Source organism: Pseudomonas sp. 14A, assembly GCF_018132745.1.
Taxonomy (GTDB): Bacteria; Pseudomonadota; Gammaproteobacteria; order Pseudomonadales; family Pseudomonadaceae; genus Aquipseudomonas; species Aquipseudomonas mercuritolerans.
Genome location: NZ_JAGRQJ010000017.1, coordinates 208,279 through 223,821 on the forward strand (window position 1 = coordinate 208,279; position 15,543 = coordinate 223,821).

Genomic DNA, 15,543 nt, shown 5'->3' on the forward strand with positions numbered 1-15,543 from the left:
AGTATCAAGGGAGAGACACTATGTACTTGACGCCTCAGCACGTATTGCTTGCCGGAGCCACCGGACTGACCGGTGAACATCTGCTCGACCGTTTGCTCAACGAGCCAACCATTACCCGTGTCCTCGCCCCTTCGCGCCGGCCGCTGGCTGAGCATCCGCATCTGGAAAACCCGGTCGGCGACCCGCAGGCGTTTCTGCCGCAGCTCAGTGGCCGGGTCGATATCGCCTACTGCTGCCTCGGCACCACGATCAAGCAGGCCGGCTCCGAAGAAGCCTTTCGCGCAGTCGATCTGGACATGGTCGTGGCGTTTGCCAAGCGCGCGCGGGAAATGGGCGCGCGGCACCTGATCGTGATCAGTGCGATTGGCGCCGATCCGAATTCCTCGGTGTTCTACAACCGGGTCAAGGGTGAAATGGAACAGGCCCTGCGCGCGCAGAACTGGCCGCAACTGACCATTTGCCGACCTTCGCTGTTGCTTGGCGAACGCACCGAGCCACGGCTGGTCGAGCAACTGGCCGGGCCGTTGTCGAAGCTGATTCCGGGCAAATACCACGGCATCGAAGCGTGCCAGTTGGCACGAGCAATGTGGCGCCTGGCGCTGGAAGAACAGGATGGCGTGCGGGTGATCGAGTCGGATGAGCTGCGCAAGTTAGGCAAATAACTCCGGGACTTTCAGAACCAAAAGATCGCAGCCTTCGGCAGCTCCCACAGAAGACCCCATTCCCCTGTAGGAGCTGCCGAAGGCTGCGATCTTTTGACCTTTACAATCCACCAGTCGCCTGGAATCCGATGCCAATCACAGTGAGCAACGACAACGGCAACAACAGCGTGTCGAGCAGCGCACTGGCCGGCAGGTCCACTCCCGGATAGCTCGGCGCCTCGGCACCGAACCGGTCCATCGCGCAGCAGCCGCCGTTCAACGCATACAAATCCAGCCGCGTCCCGGCATACACCACCGGTGCGCCGGGTTTTGCCGCATCCAGCGTGCGCGCGGTGGCACACCCGCCCAGTTGCAGCGCCAGCACAAGCACCAGCAGCTTATTCATCGCTGCTCAGGTGATGCTCGCCCCAACGCGGCAGCATGTCCTGCGGGATGCCGAGCAGATTGAGAATCCGCGCCACAACGAAGTCGATCAGATCATCGATGGTCTGCGGCTGGTGATAGAAGCCCGGCGAGGCCGGCAAAATGGTCACGCCCAGATTCGACAACTTGAGCATGTGCTCCAGATGAATGCTCGAGTACGGCGCCTCACGCGGCACCAGAATCAACTGACGGCGCTCTTTCAGGGTGACGTCCGCCGCGCGCTCGATCAGGTTGTTGCAGGCGCCGGTGGCAATCGCCGACAACGTGCCGGTCGAACACGGCACCACCACCATGGCTGCCGGCGCGCCGGAGCCGGAGGCTACCGGCGACATCCAGTCTTCCTTGCCGTACACGCGAATCTGCCCGGCGGCGGCACCGGTGTATTCGGTGAGAAACGCTTGCATCATCTGCGGTTTGTTCGGCAGGGACACGTCGGTCTCTGTGGCCATCACCAGTTGCGCGGCCTTGGAGATCAGAAAGTGCACTTCGCGATCCTCGCGCACCAGGCAATCGAGCAGGCGCAAGCCGTACTGCGCGCCCGAGGCGCCGGTCATCGCCAGGGTGATGCGTTCCGGACCGCCGGCCTGGGAAAAAGTATTCATTGCAGCGCCTCGGCAAGCTTGCCGTGCAGGCCACCGAAGCCGCCATTGCTCATGATCACCACGTGCGTGCCGGGCTGCGCCTGGCTCTTCACGCGTTCGATGATGCCTTCCAGGGAATCGCTGACGATTGACGGCACGGTGCACAGGGCAGCGGTCGCGCCAAGGTCCCAACCGAGGTTGGCCGGGGCATACCAGATCACTTGATCGGCATCGACCACGCTGTCCGGCAGACCGTCGCGGTGGGCGCCGAGCTTCATCGAATTGGAGCGCGGCTCGATGATCGCAATCAGCGGCGCGTCGCCGATGCGTTTGCGCAGGCCGTCGAGGGTGGTAGCGATGGCAGTCGGGTGATGGGCAAAGTCGTCGTAAATGGTGATGCCGCCCACCTCGGCGACTTTCTCCATACGGCGCTTGACGTTCTTGAACGCGCTCAACCCGGCGATGCCCATCGACGGCACCACGCCAACATGACGCGCGGCGGCCAGAGCAGCCAGGGCGTTGGCGACGTTGTGTTGACCGGTCAACTCCCACTCGACGGTGCCTTGCGACACGCCTTCGAACATCACTTCGAACGCCGAGCCGTCCTCGCTCAGTAGTTTGACCTGCCACTGACCGCCGGCGCCGGTGGTTTGCACCGGGGTCCAGCAACCCATCTCGATCACGCGCTGCAACGCTGGCTCGGTGGTCGGGTGGATGACCAGCCCTTCGCTCGGGATGGTGCGCACCAAGTGGTGGAACTGACGCTCGATCGCTGGCAGATCAGGGAAGATGTCAGCGTGATCGAACTCAAGATTGTTGAGGATCGCGGTGCGCGGACGGTAGTGGACGAACTTCGAGCGCTTGTCGAAGAAGGCGCTGTCGTATTCGTCAGCCTCAATGACAAAGAACGGCGTACCGCCCAGGCGCGCCGATACCGAGAAATTCTGCGGCACGCCGCCAATCAGGAAACCCGGGCTCATGCCGGCATGTTCCAGCACCCAGGCAAGCATGCTGCTGGTGGTGGTCTTGCCGTGGGTACCGGCCACGGCCAATACCCAGCGCCCTTGCAGCACATGGTCAGCCAGCCACTGCGGGCCGGAGACGTACGGCAGGCCTTTGTTCAGCACATATTCCACCGCCGGGTTGCCACGGGACATGGCATTGCCGATCACCACCAGATCCGGCGCCGGATCGAGCTGTGCCGGGTCATAACCCTGCGTCAGCTGAATGCCCTGGGCCTCGAGCTGTGTGCTCATCGGCGGATAGACGTTGGCGTCGGAGCCGGTGACGTGATGGCCCAGCTCTTTGGCCAACACCGCCATCGAGCCCATGAAAGTCCCGCAGATACCCAGAATATGAATGTGCATAGTCGACCTCGTAAAACATGGCCGCAGGTTAGCGTAGGGAGGGGGAAATGGCACTCTTTAGCTGAAGGATGAAGACGGGTTGGCGGCTACATCTACGCACGGCTTCAGACCGCAGCCCCTCACCCCAGCCCTCTCCCGGGGGAGAGGGAGCCGATCTCGGACACCTTCAAATCCTGAGTTCGGCTCGATATTTCAGGTCGGCGTAAATCGGCCCGGCTTTCGATCGCAGCCCCTCACCCGAGCCCTCTCCCCAGGGAGAGGGAGCCGATCTCGGTCGCCTTCAAATCCTGAGTTCGGCTCGATATTTCAGGTCGGCGTAAATCGGCCCGGCTTTCGATCGCAGCCCCTCACCCGAGCCCTCTCCCCAGGGAGAGGGAGCCGATCTCGGTCGCCTTCAAATCCTGAGTTCGGCTCGATATTTCAGGTCGGCGTAAATCGGCCCGGCTTTCGATCGCAGCCCCTCACCCGAGCCCTCTCCCCAGGGAGAGGGAGCCGATCTCGGACACCTTCAAATCCTGAGTTCGGCTCGATATTTCAGGTCGGCGTAAATCGCCAAAACACCTCGGTCAGTCCCCTCTCCCTCTGGGAGAGGGTTAGGGTGAGGGCTTTCAGCTGACACGCCGCTCAATTCCGTGTTTACGCAGTTTTCTATAAAGGGTGTTGCGGCTTACGCCCAGTTGCTGCGCTGTATGGGTCATATGCCAGCGCGTCTGCTCAAGCGCATTGAGTAATGCGACACGCTCGGCGTCGTCCAATGGCTGCGCGGCAATCTGCGCCGCCACCACCGCCGGCCGCGCCTGCCGAATCATCACCGGCAAATCCTCAACCCCGACCCGCCCGCCATCACACAACGCCGCCAGCGTACGCAGGACATTGCGCAACTGCCGCACATTGCCCGGCCAATCGAACGCCAGCAGCGCCTGCCGCGCGGCTTCGTCGATAAGAATCGTTTCGCCTCCGGCCTCCTCGGCCAGGAGAAAATCCAGCAACTGCGATTTATCACTGCGCTCGCGCAATGCCGGCAACGCCACTTCCAGCCCGTTCAAGCGGTAATACAGGTCTTCACGGAAACTGCCGTCCTCAACCCGCTCGAGCAAATTGCGGTGCGTCGCGCTGATGATGCGCACGTCTACCGCTTGCGGTTCGCCGCCAATCGGCACCACTTGCCGATCTTCCAGCACCCGCAGCAAACGCGTCTGCAACGCCAAGGGCATGTCGCCGATCTCGTCCAAGAACAAAGTGCCGCCATCGGCCTGTTGCAGCTTGCCGCGCATGCCGTCCTTGCGCGCGCCGGTGAAGCTGCCGCCGCGATAGCCGAACAGTTCGCTCTCGATCAGGCTTTCGGGAATGGCCGCGCAATTGAGCGCGACGAAAGCATTGCCGCAGCGCTGGCTGGCCTGGTGCACAGCCTTGGCGAACGCCTCCTTGCCCGAGCCGGTTTCACCGTTGATCAACAGCGGCACGTCGCGCTCGAACACGCGCAGGGCTTTGCGAAATTCCGCCTGCAATGCTTCGTCGCCGAGGCAGATGCCAGACAGGCGTGGCGCTGGAGCAGCGATTGGCGCTGGAACAATGGCTGTCGGCTTGCGCGATTCGCCGCGCAACACCGCGAACAGATGCCGGCCATCACGGGTGCGCAGCGGCCAACTGGCGCTGGCGCTGGCACTCGCCCGCCCTAGCAGGTCATCCAGCGAACAATCGAAAAACGCTTCCACCGGTTTACCGAGCAAACCACCGCGAATATGCCCGAGCAGGTTCAGCGCGCTCTGGTTGACTGCGCTGATCCGCCCTTCGCCGTCAAACGCCAGCAGCCCTTCACTGAACAGGCCGACGGACTCGGCCTGCAGATGGAAACGCAGCAACCATTGGTTGTCGAAACAGCGCAGGAAGTAGCAGCTCTCGATCATCTTCGCCGACAGATTGACCAGCGCCATGGTGTGGAACTGGCTCTGCCGCGAGACGTCGGGCCGCGCCGAAGACACGTCGAGTACCGCCAGCAATTCACCATGGGGATCGAACACCGGGCTCGCCGAACAGGTCAGCCCCGTATGGCGGCCGCGAAAATGCTCGTCCTGGTGAATGGTCAGCGCCTGACGCTCGACCAGACAGGTGCCGATGCCGTTGGTGCCTTCGCAGGCTTCGCTCCAGTCGGCGCCGAGCCAGAGCCCGGCGCGCTCGAAAATCTTCCGTTCGGTCGGCGCGGTGACGCAATTGAGGATCACCCCACGCGCGTCGGTCAGCAGCACAGCGTGGCCGGCGCCGGAGAGTTGTTGATGCAGGCTGCTCATCTCGGTGCCGGCGATTTGCAGCACTTGTTGCAGACGCTCGCGACTTTCCAGCACGCGGCCATGTTCAAGCACGGTCGGCGCCATGGTCACAGAAGGATCGAGGTGATAGTCCTCAAGGCAACGCAGCCACGAACGGGCGATCGATGGATCGGCGCCGGGGCCGTGCAGGTGCGGTTTGCCCTGGGTGACGGTGAGAACCTGGCGGGCATGGCGACTCAAATGGTTGTCGTGCATTTCTTATTGTTCTCCCCGGGGCGCAACGGCCCAAAGCATGAGGTGACGCCCAGCATCCTCCAGCGGCTCCGGCAATGCAATGCTGGCAAGACCGCCCGGTCACGGACTGTGTCGCAAGCGGTACAAATTGTCACCCGCACTGTACCGAAACCGTCACAGCGCCACTCCATTCGTCCGAGACAAACCGGCCAAGCCCTTGATTTGCCTGACCTGCACGGCAGTGGCCCGAGCCTTGCTCTACGCTTATAGCAAGCGCACTTGCGCGTTTCTCTAATAAGTACAAAGCCAAGGAGAACATCATCATGCGTTACGCCCACCCCGGTACTGACGGCGCCAAAGTCTCGTTCAAGAGCAAGTACGGCAACTACATTGGCGGCGAGTTCGTCGCGCCAGTCAAAGGACAGTACTTCACCAATACCTCGCCAGTGAATGGCCAGCCAATTGCCGAATTCCCTCGCTCCACTGCCGAAGACATCGACAAGGCTCTGGACGCTGCACATGCCGCCGCCGATGCGTGGGGCGCCACTTCCGTGCAGGCGCGCTCACTGATCCTGCTGAAAATCGCCGATCGCATCGAAGAGAATCTCGAACTGCTGGCGATCACCGAAACCTGGGACAACGGCAAAGCCATCCGTGAAACCCTCAACGCCGACATCCCCCTGGCCGCCGACCATTTCCGTTATTTCGCCGGTTGCCTGCGCGCTCAGGAAGGCAGCGCTGCGGAAATCGACGGCAACACCGTGGCTTACCACATTCATGAACCGCTGGGCGTGGTCGGCCAGATCATCCCGTGGAATTTCCCGCTGCTGATGGCGGCGTGGAAACTCGCGCCAGCGCTGGCCGCCGGTAACTGCGTGGTGCTCAAGCCTGCCGAGCAAACCCCACTGGGCATCTGCGTGCTGATGGAACTGATCGGCGACCTGCTGCCGCCGGGCGTGCTCAACGTCGTGCAAGGCTTCGGCAAAGAAGCCGGCGAAGCACTGGCGACCAGCAAGCGCATCGCCAAGATCGCCTTTACCGGCTCGACCCCGGTCGGCTCGCACATCATGAAATGCGCAGCGGAAAACATCATTCCATCGACCGTGGAACTGGGCGGCAAGTCGCCGAACATCTTCTTCGAAGACATCATGCAGGCCGAGCCGAGCTTCATCGAGAAAGCCGCTGAAGGTCTGGTGCTGGCGTTCTTCAACCAGGGCGAAGTGTGCACCTGCCCTTCCCGCGCACTGGTGCAGGAATCGATCTATGACGAATTCATGCAGGCCGTGATGAAGAAAGTCAGCCAGATCAAACGTGGCGACCCGCTGGACACCGACACCATGGTCGGCGCCCAGGCGTCGGAGCAGCAATTCGACAAGATCCTCTCGTACCTGGAAATCGCCAAGGGCGAAGGCGCGGAACTGTTGACCGGCGGCAAGGTGGAAAAACTCGAGGGCAGCCTGGCCACTGGTTATTACATCCAGCCGACCCTGCTCAAGGGCACTAACAAGATGCGCGTGTTCCAGGAAGAAATCTTCGGCCCGGTGGTGAGCATCACCACCTTCAAGGACGAAGCCGAAGCCCTGGCGATTGCCAACGACACCGAGTTCGGCCTCGGCGCCGGCCTGTGGACCCGCGACATCAACCGCGCCTACCGCATGGGCCGGGCGATCAAGGCCGGTCGCGTGTGGACCAACTGCTACCACCTGTATCCGGCGCATGCCGCGTTCGGCGGTTACAAGAAGTCCGGCGTCGGGCGTGAAACCCACAAAATGATGCTCGACCATTATCAGCAGACCAAGAACCTGCTGGTGAGCTACGACATCAATCCGTTGGGATTCTTCTGATCCAGACGGGGTGAGGCAGGTGTTTCCTGCTTCGCCCTCTGGAGTGTCTTCGCGAGCAGGCTCGCTCCCACAGGTGATTCATGGTCGTACGCAATCCCCTGTGAGAGCGAGCCTGCTCGCGAAAGCGTTGTGCCATTCAACCCAATGGCCTGGCTGTAGCCGGGCCAATAAAACAATAAAAATGGTGAACCCTATGCCAAGCGAATCCCCGGCTGGCGCTCCGGCGACCGGCTCCTCCGTCGACTTCGAGAAAGTCGGCTCCGATTATTTCCAACAACGCGAATTGAAAAAAGGCGCCGCGGGCTGGGTCCTGCTGGTGGGCCTCGGCGTCGCCTATGTGATTTCCGGAGATTACGCCGGCTGGAATTTCGGCCTCGCCCAGGGTGGCTGGGGCGGCATGTTTCTCGCCACGCTGCTGATGGCGACCATGTACCTGTGCATGTGCTTTTCCCTGGCCGAATTGTCCTCGATGATTCCCACCGCTGGCGGCGGCTACGGATTCGCCCGCAGTGCTTTCGGGCCGTGGGGCGGGTTTCTTACCGGCACCGCGATCCTCATCGAATACGCCATCGCTCCCGCTGCCATCGCGGTGTTCATCGGCGCCTACTGCGAGTCGCTGTTCGGTATCGGCGGCTGGATGATCTATCTGGCGTTCTACATCATCTTCATCGCCATCCACATTTTCGGGGTCGGCGAAGCGCTCAAACTGATGTTCATCATCACCGCCGTCGCTGCGCTGGCGCTGGGGGTGTTTCTGGTGGCGATGGTGCCGCACTTCGACGTCGCCAACCTGCTCGACATCCCGGTGACCACTGCGGTCGGCGCCAGTGCGTTTCTGCCGTTCGGCTATGTCGGCGTCTGGGCGGCGATTCCCTATGCGATCTGGTTTTTCCTTGCCGTTGAAGGCGTGCCATTGGCCGCCGAAGAAACCAAAAACCCCAAGCGCGATCTGCCGCGTGGCCTGATCGGGGCAATGCTGGTGCTGCTGATGTTTGCCCTGCTGATTCTGATCGTCGGCCCCGGCGGCGCCGGTGCAAATTCGCTGCTGACCTCGGGTAACCCGCTGGTCGAAGCACTGAGCAAGGCCTACGGCGGCTCGACGTGGATGGGCAGCTTCGTCAACCTTGTCGGCTTGGCTGGACTGATTGCCAGTTTCTTCTCGATCATCTACGCCTACTCGCGGCAGATCTTCGCGCTGTCGCGGGCCGGTTACCTGCCGCGCAAACTCTCGCAGACCAACAAAAGCAAGGCGCCGGTGCTGGCCCTGGTGATTCCCGGCATCATCGGCTTCGGTCTGTCGCTGACCGGCCAGGGCGACCTGCTGATTCTGGTCGCGGTGTTCGGCGCTACCATTTCCTATGTGCTGATGATGGCCGCGCACATCACCCTGCGCATCCGTCGCCCCAAAATGGACCGGCCGTACCGCACGCCGGGTGGCATTTTCACCTCGGGTGTGGCGCTGGTATTGGCGTGTATCGCCGTGGTGGCGGGCTTCCTCGTCGATCCACGGGTGGTGATCGGCGCCGCGATCATCTATGGAGTGTTAATTGCTTACTTTGCTTTCTACAGTCGGCATCACTTGGTAGCGGGCACGCCGGAAGAAGAATTCGCGGCGATTCAAAAAGCTGAACAAGCCTTGCACTGATTGTCGAAAACCACGGCGCAGACCCATTCTGCGCCGTCACGGAGAACGCTGAATGGCCAGTTTTGCTCACACGGTCGGCGCGCAGACTTACCGCTTCGACAGCCTCAAAGACGTCATGGCCAAGGCCAGCCCCGCCCGCTCGGGGGATTTTCTCGCCGAGATCGCCGCGCTCAACGACGGCGAACGAGTGGCCGCGCAAATGGCCCTGGCGGACATCCCGCTCACACACTTCCTGCAGGAAGCGCTGATCCCCTACGAAGCCGACGAAGTCACCCGGCTGATCATCGACACCCACGACAAACAAGCCTTCGCCGTGGTCAGCCACCTCACCGTCGGCGGCTTTCGCGACTGGCTGCTCAGTGATGCGGCGGACGAAACCAGCCTGCGCGCCCTCGCCCCCGGTTTGACCCCGGAAATGGTCGCCGCCGTGTCGAAGATCATGCGCGTGCAGGATCTGGTGCTGGTCGCGCAGAAAATCCGCGTGGTCACCCAATTTCGCGGCACCCTCGGTTTACGCGGGCGCCTGTCGACCCGCCTGCAACCCAACCACCCGACCGACGAGCCGTCCGGCATCGCCGCGAGCATTCTCGACGGCCTGCTCTACGGCAACGGCGACGCAATGATCGGGGTCAACCCGGCCACCGACAGCATCGCTTCGATCTGCGCGATGCTGGAGATGCTCGACGCGATCATCCAGCGCTACGACATCCCGACCCAGGCCTGCGTGCTGACCCACGTCACCACTTCGATCGAGGCGATCAACCGTGGCGTGCCGCTGGATCTGGTGTTCCAGTCGATTGCCGGTACCGAGGCCGCCAATGCCAGTTTCGGCATCAACCTCAGCGTGTTGCAGGAAGGCTACGACGCCGGGCTCAGTCTCAAGCGCGGCACCCTCGGGCAGAACCTGATGTATTTCGAAACCGGTCAGGGCAGCGCGCTGTCGGCCAACGCCCACCACGGCGTCGATCAACAGACTTGCGAGACAAGGGCCTACGCCGTGGCGCGACATTTCAAGCCGTTCCTGGTGAACACCGTCGTAGGATTTATCGGCCCGGAGTACCTCTACAACGGCAAGCAGATCATCCGCGCCGGCCTTGAAGATCACTTCTGCGGCAAGCTGCTCGGTGTGCCGATGGGCTGCGACATCTGCTACACCAACCACGCCGAAGCCGACCAGGACGACATGGATACCCTGCTGACGTTGCTCGGCGTCGCCGGGATCAACTTCATCATGGGCATCCCCGGCTCGGACGACATCATGCTCAATTACCAGACCACTTCGTTTCACGACGCCTTGTACGCCCGCCAGACCCTGGGCCTGAAACCGGCGCCGGAGTTCGAGCAATGGCTGGCCAACATGGGCATCTTCACCCAGGCGGACGGCAAGGTTCGCTTCGGCAACAATCTGCCGCCGGCCTTCCGCCAGGCCTTGGCGCACTTGGGATGAGTCTTATGGAAAAACCTCCGGTCGATCCGCAAAATCCATGGCTGGAACTGCGCCGCCTGACCCCGGCGCGCATTGCCCTGGGCCGCACCGGCACCAGCCTGCCGACGCGGGCGCAGCTGGATTTTCAGTTTGCCCACGCCCAGGCCCGCGATGCCGTGCACCTGGCCTTCGATCACAGCGAAATCAGCGCACAACTGAGCGAGCGCGGGCGGGAAACCCTGGCGCTGCAAAGCGCCGCGCCGGATCGACACACCTATCTGCAACGCCCGGATCTGGGGCGCAAGCTCAGCGATGAATCGGCGCAGACCTTGCGCGACTACGCCAGCCAACATCCGGGCGGGGTCGATCTGGTGCTTGTCGTCGCGGATGGCCTGTCGGCGCTGGCGGTGCATCGCCACACGCTGCCGTTCCTGACACGCCTGGAAGAACAGATGAGCGGCGACGGCTGGTCCGTGGCACCGGTGGTGCTGGTGGAACAGGGCCGAGTGGCCATCGGAGACGAAATCGGCCAGTTGCTCGGGGCGAAAATGGTGGTGATGCTGATCGGCGAGCGCCCGGGCCTGAGTTCGCCGGACAGCCTCGGGCTGTATTTCACCTACGCGCCAAAGGTCGGCCTCACCGACGCCTATCGCAATTGCATTTCCAATGTCCGGCTTGAAGGTTTGAGCTACGGCATGGCGGCGCATCGCTTGCTGTATCTGATGCGCGAGGCGTGTCGGCGGCAGCTGTCGGGGGTCAATCTGAAGGATGAAGCTCAGTTGCACACATTGGAGGCGGACGACGCTGTCGACATGAAAGGCAACTTCCTGCTCGATCCACCGCCAGCCTGAACCGTTTCCGCATTGCCTTTCTGCGCTGCTTTCAGGCAGGATCGACGCACGGCCGCCCGGGTTTCCCATCGCCGTCAGAGCAGTTGAAGACAGCCACTTGAAGACGAGACCTATCATGCGGATTATTCAAGCGACCCTCGAACATCTGGATTTGCTGACTCCTTTGTTCGTCAAATATCGCGAGTTCTACGGCTCCCTGCCTTACCCGGATTCCTCCCGCGCGTTCCTCGAAAAACGCCTGCGCCGCAAAGAGTCAGTGATCTATCTGGCCCTGGCCGACGATGATGACAAGAAACTCATGGGCTTCTGCCAGCTCTATCCGAGCTTTTCGTCGCTGTCGCTCAAACGCGTGTGGATTCTCAACGATATCTACGTTGCCGAAGATGCGCGCCGGCAACTGGTCGCCGACAACCTGATCCGCACTGCGAAGAAAATGGCCAAGGAAACCCAGGCCGTGCGCATGCGCGTATCGACCAGCGCAAACAACGAAGTGGCGCAGAAAACCTACGAATCGATCGGTTTCAAGGAAGACACCGAGTTCAAGAACTACGTACTGCCGATCAGCGACGAGCTCTGAACCCAAAAGATCGCAGCCTTCGGCAGCTCCTACAGCGGAACGCGTTCCAATTGTAGAAGCTGCGAAGGCTGCGATCTTTTGAGGGCTGACAATTGTTCACACCACGACACTCCCCGCTACAAAACCGGCGCGCTTTTCAGCGGTCAGACCGTATAATCCCGTTCTTTCCGGCTTGTAAGAAAAACTACACCCCGCTGTAGGCTTACACGAAGTCATCCGCACAGGCCTGCCGAGTCGGGCCGTCATACAGGTGCCCCCATGGATTTCAACCCGCTCGACCTTATCCTGCATCTCGACGTGTACCTCGATTTGCTGGTGAACAACTATGGGCCATGGATCTACGCCATCCTGTTTCTGGTGATTTTCTGTGAAACCGGTCTGGTGGTGATGCCGTTCCTGCCGGGAGACTCGCTGCTGTTCATCGCCGGCGCGGTGGCCGCAGGTGGCGGCATGGATCCGGTGCTGCTCGGTGGCCTGCTGATGCTGGCGGCGATCATGGGCGACAGTACCAACTACGTGATCGGACGCACCGCCGGGGAGAAGCTGTTCAGCAACCCGAACTCGAAAATCTTCCGTCGCGACTACTTGCAAAAAACCCACGACTTCTACGACAAGCATGGCGGCAAGACCGTGACCATGGCGCGTTTCCTTCCGATCATCCGCACCTTCGCGCCGTTCGTCGCGGGCGTCGCGCGGATGCCGTACCCGCGTTTCTTCGGTTTCAGCGTGCTCGGCACCATCCTCTGGGTCGGCGGCCTGGTCACTCTGGGTTACTTCTTCGGCAACGTGCCGTTCATCAAGAAAAACCTTTCGCTGCTGGTGGTGGCAATCATCCTGCTGTCGCTGGTGCCGATGATCATCGGCGTGGTGCGCAGCCGGTTCGGCGGCACCAAAGTGCAATCGCACTGATCCGATGTGGTCACTGAGCGCCTGGCGACGCCGGCGCCTCCTGGCCAGGCACCCGATTGCCGACGACCTGTGGCAACGGGTGCGCCACCAACTCTCCTTCCTCGATGGCATCAGCGCTGCTGAAGACCAGTGGTTGCGTGAAGCCTGCGTGCTGTTTCTCGACGACAAACACCTGACCGCCCTGCCCGGCGTCGAACTGCATCAGGAGCAACGCCTGCTGCTCGCCGCCCAAGCACAGTTGCCGCTGCTGCATCTCGGTGATCTGAACTGGTACCAGGGTTTCCACGAGATCGTGCTGTACCCGGATGACTTCCTCAGCCCGCAACGTCATCGCGATGCCAGCGGCGTCGAGCATGAGTGGGACGGCGAACACAGCGGCGAAGCCTGGCAGCAGGGGCCGGTGATTCTCGCCTGGCCCGGCGTACAGGCCAGCGGTGGCTGGGAAGGCTACAACCTGGTGATCCACGAACTGGCGCACAAGCTCGATATGCTCAACGGCGACGCCAACGGCCTGCCACCGCTGCATGCCGACATGCGCGTCAGCGACTGGGCTGAAGTGATGCAGGCCGCCTACGACGACCTCAACCGCCAGCTCGACCACGATCCCGATACCGAAACTGCCATCGATCCCTATGCCGCCGAGAACCCGGCGGAGTTCTTCGCCGTCACCAGCGAATACTTCTTCAGCGCCCCGGATCTGCTGCATGAGGCTTATCCACAGGTCTACTTGCAACTGCAGCTTTTCTACCGGCAGGATCCGTTGGGCAGACTGCGGCAACTTCAGGCCACAGACCCGGTCTATCAGGCGCACGACTAAGCTCTGCACGACTTCTGGTACGTGGCGTCGGCGTAGGAATGTGCCTATAATCGCCGCCACTTTTTGGTCAATCCGGCCAAGTGTTTTTGGTCAACTACGGGGGCAACGCCCAATGAGCTACAGCAAGATTCCGGCTGGCAAAGACCTGCCGAACGACATCTACGTCGCGATCGAGATCCCGGCCAACCACGCGCCGATCAAATACGAAATCGACAAAGACAGCGATTGCCTGTTCGTTGACCGTTTCATGGCCACCCCAATGTTCTACCCGGCCAACTACGGTTACATCCCGAACACCCTGGCTGACGACGGTGATCCCCTGGACGTGCTGGTCGTGACCCCTTACCCGGTAGCGCCAGGCTCGGTAATCCGCGCCCGTCCAGTCGGCATCCTGAACATGACCGACGACGGCGGCGGCGATGCCAAAGTCATCGCAGTGCCACACGACAAGCTGTCGCAGCTGTACGTCGATGTGAAGGAATACACCGACCTGCCGCCCCTGCTGATCCAGCAGATCGAGCACTTCTTCGCGAACTACAAGGATCTCGAGAAGGGCAAGTGGGTCAAGATCGAAGGCTGGGCCGGTGCAGACGCCGCCCGCGAAGCGATCACCAAGTCGGTTGCCGCCTACAAGGGCTAAGCCATTGCGCTTTGCGTGACGCTTGAAAAAAACCCCGGACATCCGGGGTTTTTTGTTATTGGCGTCTGCATAATCGACTCGGTTGTTCAGGTCGATGTAACTCGAAATACACCTTGGTCGGCCCCCTCTCCCTCGGGGAGAGGGTTGGGGTGAGGGGCTCTTGAAAAAGCCCGACTAAACAAACCGTTTAAATTCCTACATGCAGTTTTAATCTGTTTAATTTCCCACAAGTACGTCTTACATCCCGTCGCAAAATACAGGCTTTTTTTGAACGCCCGGTTTATTCAAACCGCTCTAGTCCGGCCGTAGACTCCGTGTTTATGAGAAAGAACACTAGCGGTCCACGATTCAAGGCACTCCTGGAAGCAGCGAACATCAGCACCACGGATTTCGCAAGGTTCTGGGGCACGGAAGCCCAAAACGTTCATAACTGGTACACCCGGGGCGTCCCGGCGTATCGCATGGAAGAAGTCTCACGCCTGTTGTCGGTCAATAGTGAATGGCTGAAAACCGGGGAAGGCGTCAAGGAGGTCGCGCGCCTGCACCCACCCGCCAGCAACGGCGACACGTTCGATGCCCAGTCCATCTACGGCGTCTACACCGTCATCAACCCCAGCGACATTGACTTGGCATTTTTCAAGGAAACCCCGATCGCCAACGGCGACGGCAAAACCCACGTCATCCTCGACCCCGACCAATCCCTGCGCCTGCCCCGCGCCCACCTCGATCAACTCGACATCCAGCACGCCAACGCCATCTGCGCGCACATGATCGGCAACAGCATGGCCGATCGCATCGAAGACGGCTCCATCGTCGCCATCGACCGCGGCCTGACCCAGGTCGTCGACGGCGAAATCTACGCCGTAGAGCACGACGGCATGCTGCGCATCAAATACCTGCACCGCATGCCCGGCAACGGCCTGCGCATGCGCAGCCACAACAGCGCCGAATACCCCGACGAGGTCTTCCGGCCGGCGCAGATCGAAGAGCAGCGGATTCACATTCTTGGCTGGGTGTTCTGGTGGTCGACACTGGGCAAGCGCCGGCCGGTGGTGCCGTTTCTATGACATTTCACTTGAACCTGTGGGAGCGAGCCTGCTCGCGAAGAGGGCCCTGATAACCAGTACAAATCCAGGATTTGTACTGCTTCAGTCGCTCTAAACCGCACTCGAGGCTGGGAATCCAGAGCAAAACTCAGTATCCTGCGCCCCACATTCGCGCATCGACCCGCCCAGCGGCTCGGATGACGCCCGACGCGGCAGACCAACGTCTGACCAAGTCCCACAGCCGGACGCAGATC

Annotated in this window: 14 protein-coding genes; 10 read left to right on the top strand and 4 right to left on the bottom strand. The window is 61.3% G+C overall.

Features of this window, described 5'->3' with window-relative positions; translation table 11 throughout:
- Nucleotides 1-20: 20 nt before the first annotated feature.
- Nucleotides 21-662, top strand: a complete 642-nt coding sequence (locus tag PS14A_RS22000) for an oxidoreductase (RefSeq protein ID WP_016773010.1) — start codon at nt 21-23, stop codon at nt 660-662.
- 100 nt (nt 663-762) lie between these two features.
- On the opposite strand, the gene PS14A_RS22005 is transcribed toward PS14A_RS22000, so the two are convergent.
- The 4 genes from PS14A_RS22005 to PS14A_RS22020 all read right to left on the bottom strand — a co-directional run bounded on the left by PS14A_RS22005 (nt 763) and on the right by PS14A_RS22020 (nt 5,555).
- Entirely contained in the window at nt 763-1,047 is a 285-nt protein-coding gene (locus PS14A_RS22005; protein ID WP_212617222.1) for a YceK/YidQ family lipoprotein, read from the bottom strand.
- The gene (gene ubiX / locus PS14A_RS22010) at nt 1,040-1,687 is read right to left on the bottom strand and encodes a flavin prenyltransferase UbiX (RefSeq protein ID WP_024014462.1); all 648 of its coding nucleotides are present in this window, start codon (nt 1,685-1,687) and stop codon (nt 1,040-1,042) included. The genes PS14A_RS22005 and ubiX overlap by 8 nt, the downstream gene beginning before the upstream one ends.
- On the bottom strand, nt 1,684-3,033 hold the full coding sequence (gene mpl / locus PS14A_RS22015) for a UDP-N-acetylmuramate:L-alanyl-gamma-D-glutamyl-meso-diaminopimelate ligase (RefSeq protein ID WP_212617223.1): 1,350 nt from the start codon (nt 3,031-3,033) through the stop codon (nt 1,684-1,686). The genes ubiX and mpl overlap by 4 nt, the downstream gene beginning before the upstream one ends.
- Before the next feature lie 608 nt (nt 3,034-3,641).
- On the bottom strand, nt 3,642-5,555 hold the full coding sequence (locus PS14A_RS22020; RefSeq protein WP_212617224.1) for a sigma-54-dependent Fis family transcriptional regulator: 1,914 nt from the start codon (nt 5,553-5,555) through the stop codon (nt 3,642-3,644).
- A gap of 302 nt (nt 5,556-5,857) precedes the next feature.
- Between PS14A_RS22020 and PS14A_RS22025 the strand changes: the two genes are divergently transcribed.
- The 9 genes from PS14A_RS22025 to PS14A_RS22065 all read left to right on the top strand — a co-directional run bounded on the left by PS14A_RS22025 (nt 5,858) and on the right by PS14A_RS22065 (nt 15,310).
- The gene (locus PS14A_RS22025) at nt 5,858-7,378 is read left to right on the top strand and encodes an aldehyde dehydrogenase family protein (protein ID WP_024014465.1); all 1,521 of its coding nucleotides are present in this window, start codon (nt 5,858-5,860) and stop codon (nt 7,376-7,378) included.
- 193 nt (nt 7,379-7,571) lie between these two features.
- Complete coding sequence (eat, locus tag PS14A_RS22030) at nt 7,572-9,023, top strand: ethanolamine permease (protein WP_076564284.1); 1,452 nt, start codon at nt 7,572-7,574, stop codon at nt 9,021-9,023.
- Nucleotides 9,024-9,075: 52 nt separating this feature from the next.
- Nucleotides 9,076-10,470: an ethanolamine ammonia-lyase subunit EutB gene (locus PS14A_RS22035; protein WP_212617225.1), complete on the top strand. Its 1,395-nt coding sequence runs from the start codon at nt 9,076-9,078 to the stop codon at nt 10,468-10,470.
- 5 nt (nt 10,471-10,475) lie between these two features.
- Complete coding sequence (gene eutC, locus PS14A_RS22040) at nt 10,476-11,300, top strand: ethanolamine ammonia-lyase subunit EutC (RefSeq protein WP_212617226.1); 825 nt, start codon at nt 10,476-10,478, stop codon at nt 11,298-11,300.
- A gap of 115 nt (nt 11,301-11,415) precedes the next feature.
- Nucleotides 11,416-11,877: a GNAT family N-acetyltransferase gene (locus tag PS14A_RS22045; RefSeq protein WP_016773002.1), complete on the top strand. Its 462-nt coding sequence runs from the start codon at nt 11,416-11,418 to the stop codon at nt 11,875-11,877.
- A gap of 258 nt (nt 11,878-12,135) precedes the next feature.
- Nucleotides 12,136-12,786: a DedA family protein gene (locus PS14A_RS22050; RefSeq protein WP_016773001.1), complete on the top strand. Its 651-nt coding sequence runs from the start codon at nt 12,136-12,138 to the stop codon at nt 12,784-12,786.
- Nucleotides 12,787-12,790: 4 nt separating this feature from the next.
- The gene (locus tag PS14A_RS22055; RefSeq protein ID WP_212617227.1) at nt 12,791-13,603 is read left to right on the top strand and encodes a zinc-dependent peptidase; all 813 of its coding nucleotides are present in this window, start codon (nt 12,791-12,793) and stop codon (nt 13,601-13,603) included.
- 112 nt (nt 13,604-13,715) lie between these two features.
- Complete coding sequence (gene ppa / locus PS14A_RS22060; RefSeq protein ID WP_003205933.1) at nt 13,716-14,243, top strand: inorganic diphosphatase; 528 nt, start codon at nt 13,716-13,718, stop codon at nt 14,241-14,243.
- 320 nt (nt 14,244-14,563) lie between these two features.
- Nucleotides 14,564-15,310 (top strand): S24 family peptidase, encoded by a 747-nt coding sequence (locus PS14A_RS22065; RefSeq protein ID WP_038860948.1) that lies wholly within the window; start codon nt 14,564-14,566, stop codon nt 15,308-15,310.
- Nucleotides 15,311-15,543: the final 233 nt, after the last annotated feature.

Coding starts and splice junctions, on each gene's coding strand:
- PS14A_RS22025 (WP_024014465.1), top strand. CDS start 5,858: ATGCGTTACGCCCACCCCGGTACTGACGGCGCCAAAGTCTCGTTCAAG.
- PS14A_RS22035 (WP_212617225.1), top strand. CDS start 9,076: ATGGCCAGTTTTGCTCACACGGTCGGCGCGCAGACTTACCGCTTCGAC.
- ubiX (WP_024014462.1), bottom strand. CDS start 1,687: ATGAATACTTTTTCCCAGGCCGGCGGTCCGGAACGCATCACCCTGGCG.
- PS14A_RS22000 (WP_016773010.1), top strand. CDS start 21: ATGTACTTGACGCCTCAGCACGTATTGCTTGCCGGAGCCACCGGACTG.
- eutC (WP_212617226.1), top strand. CDS start 10,476: ATGGAAAAACCTCCGGTCGATCCGCAAAATCCATGGCTGGAACTGCGC.
- PS14A_RS22045 (WP_016773002.1), top strand. CDS start 11,416: ATGCGGATTATTCAAGCGACCCTCGAACATCTGGATTTGCTGACTCCT.
- PS14A_RS22065 (WP_038860948.1), top strand. CDS start 14,564: ATGAGAAAGAACACTAGCGGTCCACGATTCAAGGCACTCCTGGAAGCA.
- eat (WP_076564284.1), top strand. CDS start 7,572: ATGCCAAGCGAATCCCCGGCTGGCGCTCCGGCGACCGGCTCCTCCGTC.
- PS14A_RS22005 (WP_212617222.1), bottom strand. CDS start 1,047: ATGAATAAGCTGCTGGTGCTTGTGCTGGCGCTGCAACTGGGCGGGTGT.
- PS14A_RS22020 (WP_212617224.1), bottom strand. CDS start 5,555: ATGCACGACAACCATTTGAGTCGCCATGCCCGCCAGGTTCTCACCGTC.
- ppa (WP_003205933.1), top strand. CDS start 13,716: ATGAGCTACAGCAAGATTCCGGCTGGCAAAGACCTGCCGAACGACATC.
- mpl (WP_212617223.1), bottom strand. CDS start 3,033: ATGCACATTCATATTCTGGGTATCTGCGGGACTTTCATGGGCTCGATG.
- PS14A_RS22050 (WP_016773001.1), top strand. CDS start 12,136: ATGGATTTCAACCCGCTCGACCTTATCCTGCATCTCGACGTGTACCTC.
- PS14A_RS22055 (WP_212617227.1), top strand. CDS start 12,791: ATGTGGTCACTGAGCGCCTGGCGACGCCGGCGCCTCCTGGCCAGGCAC.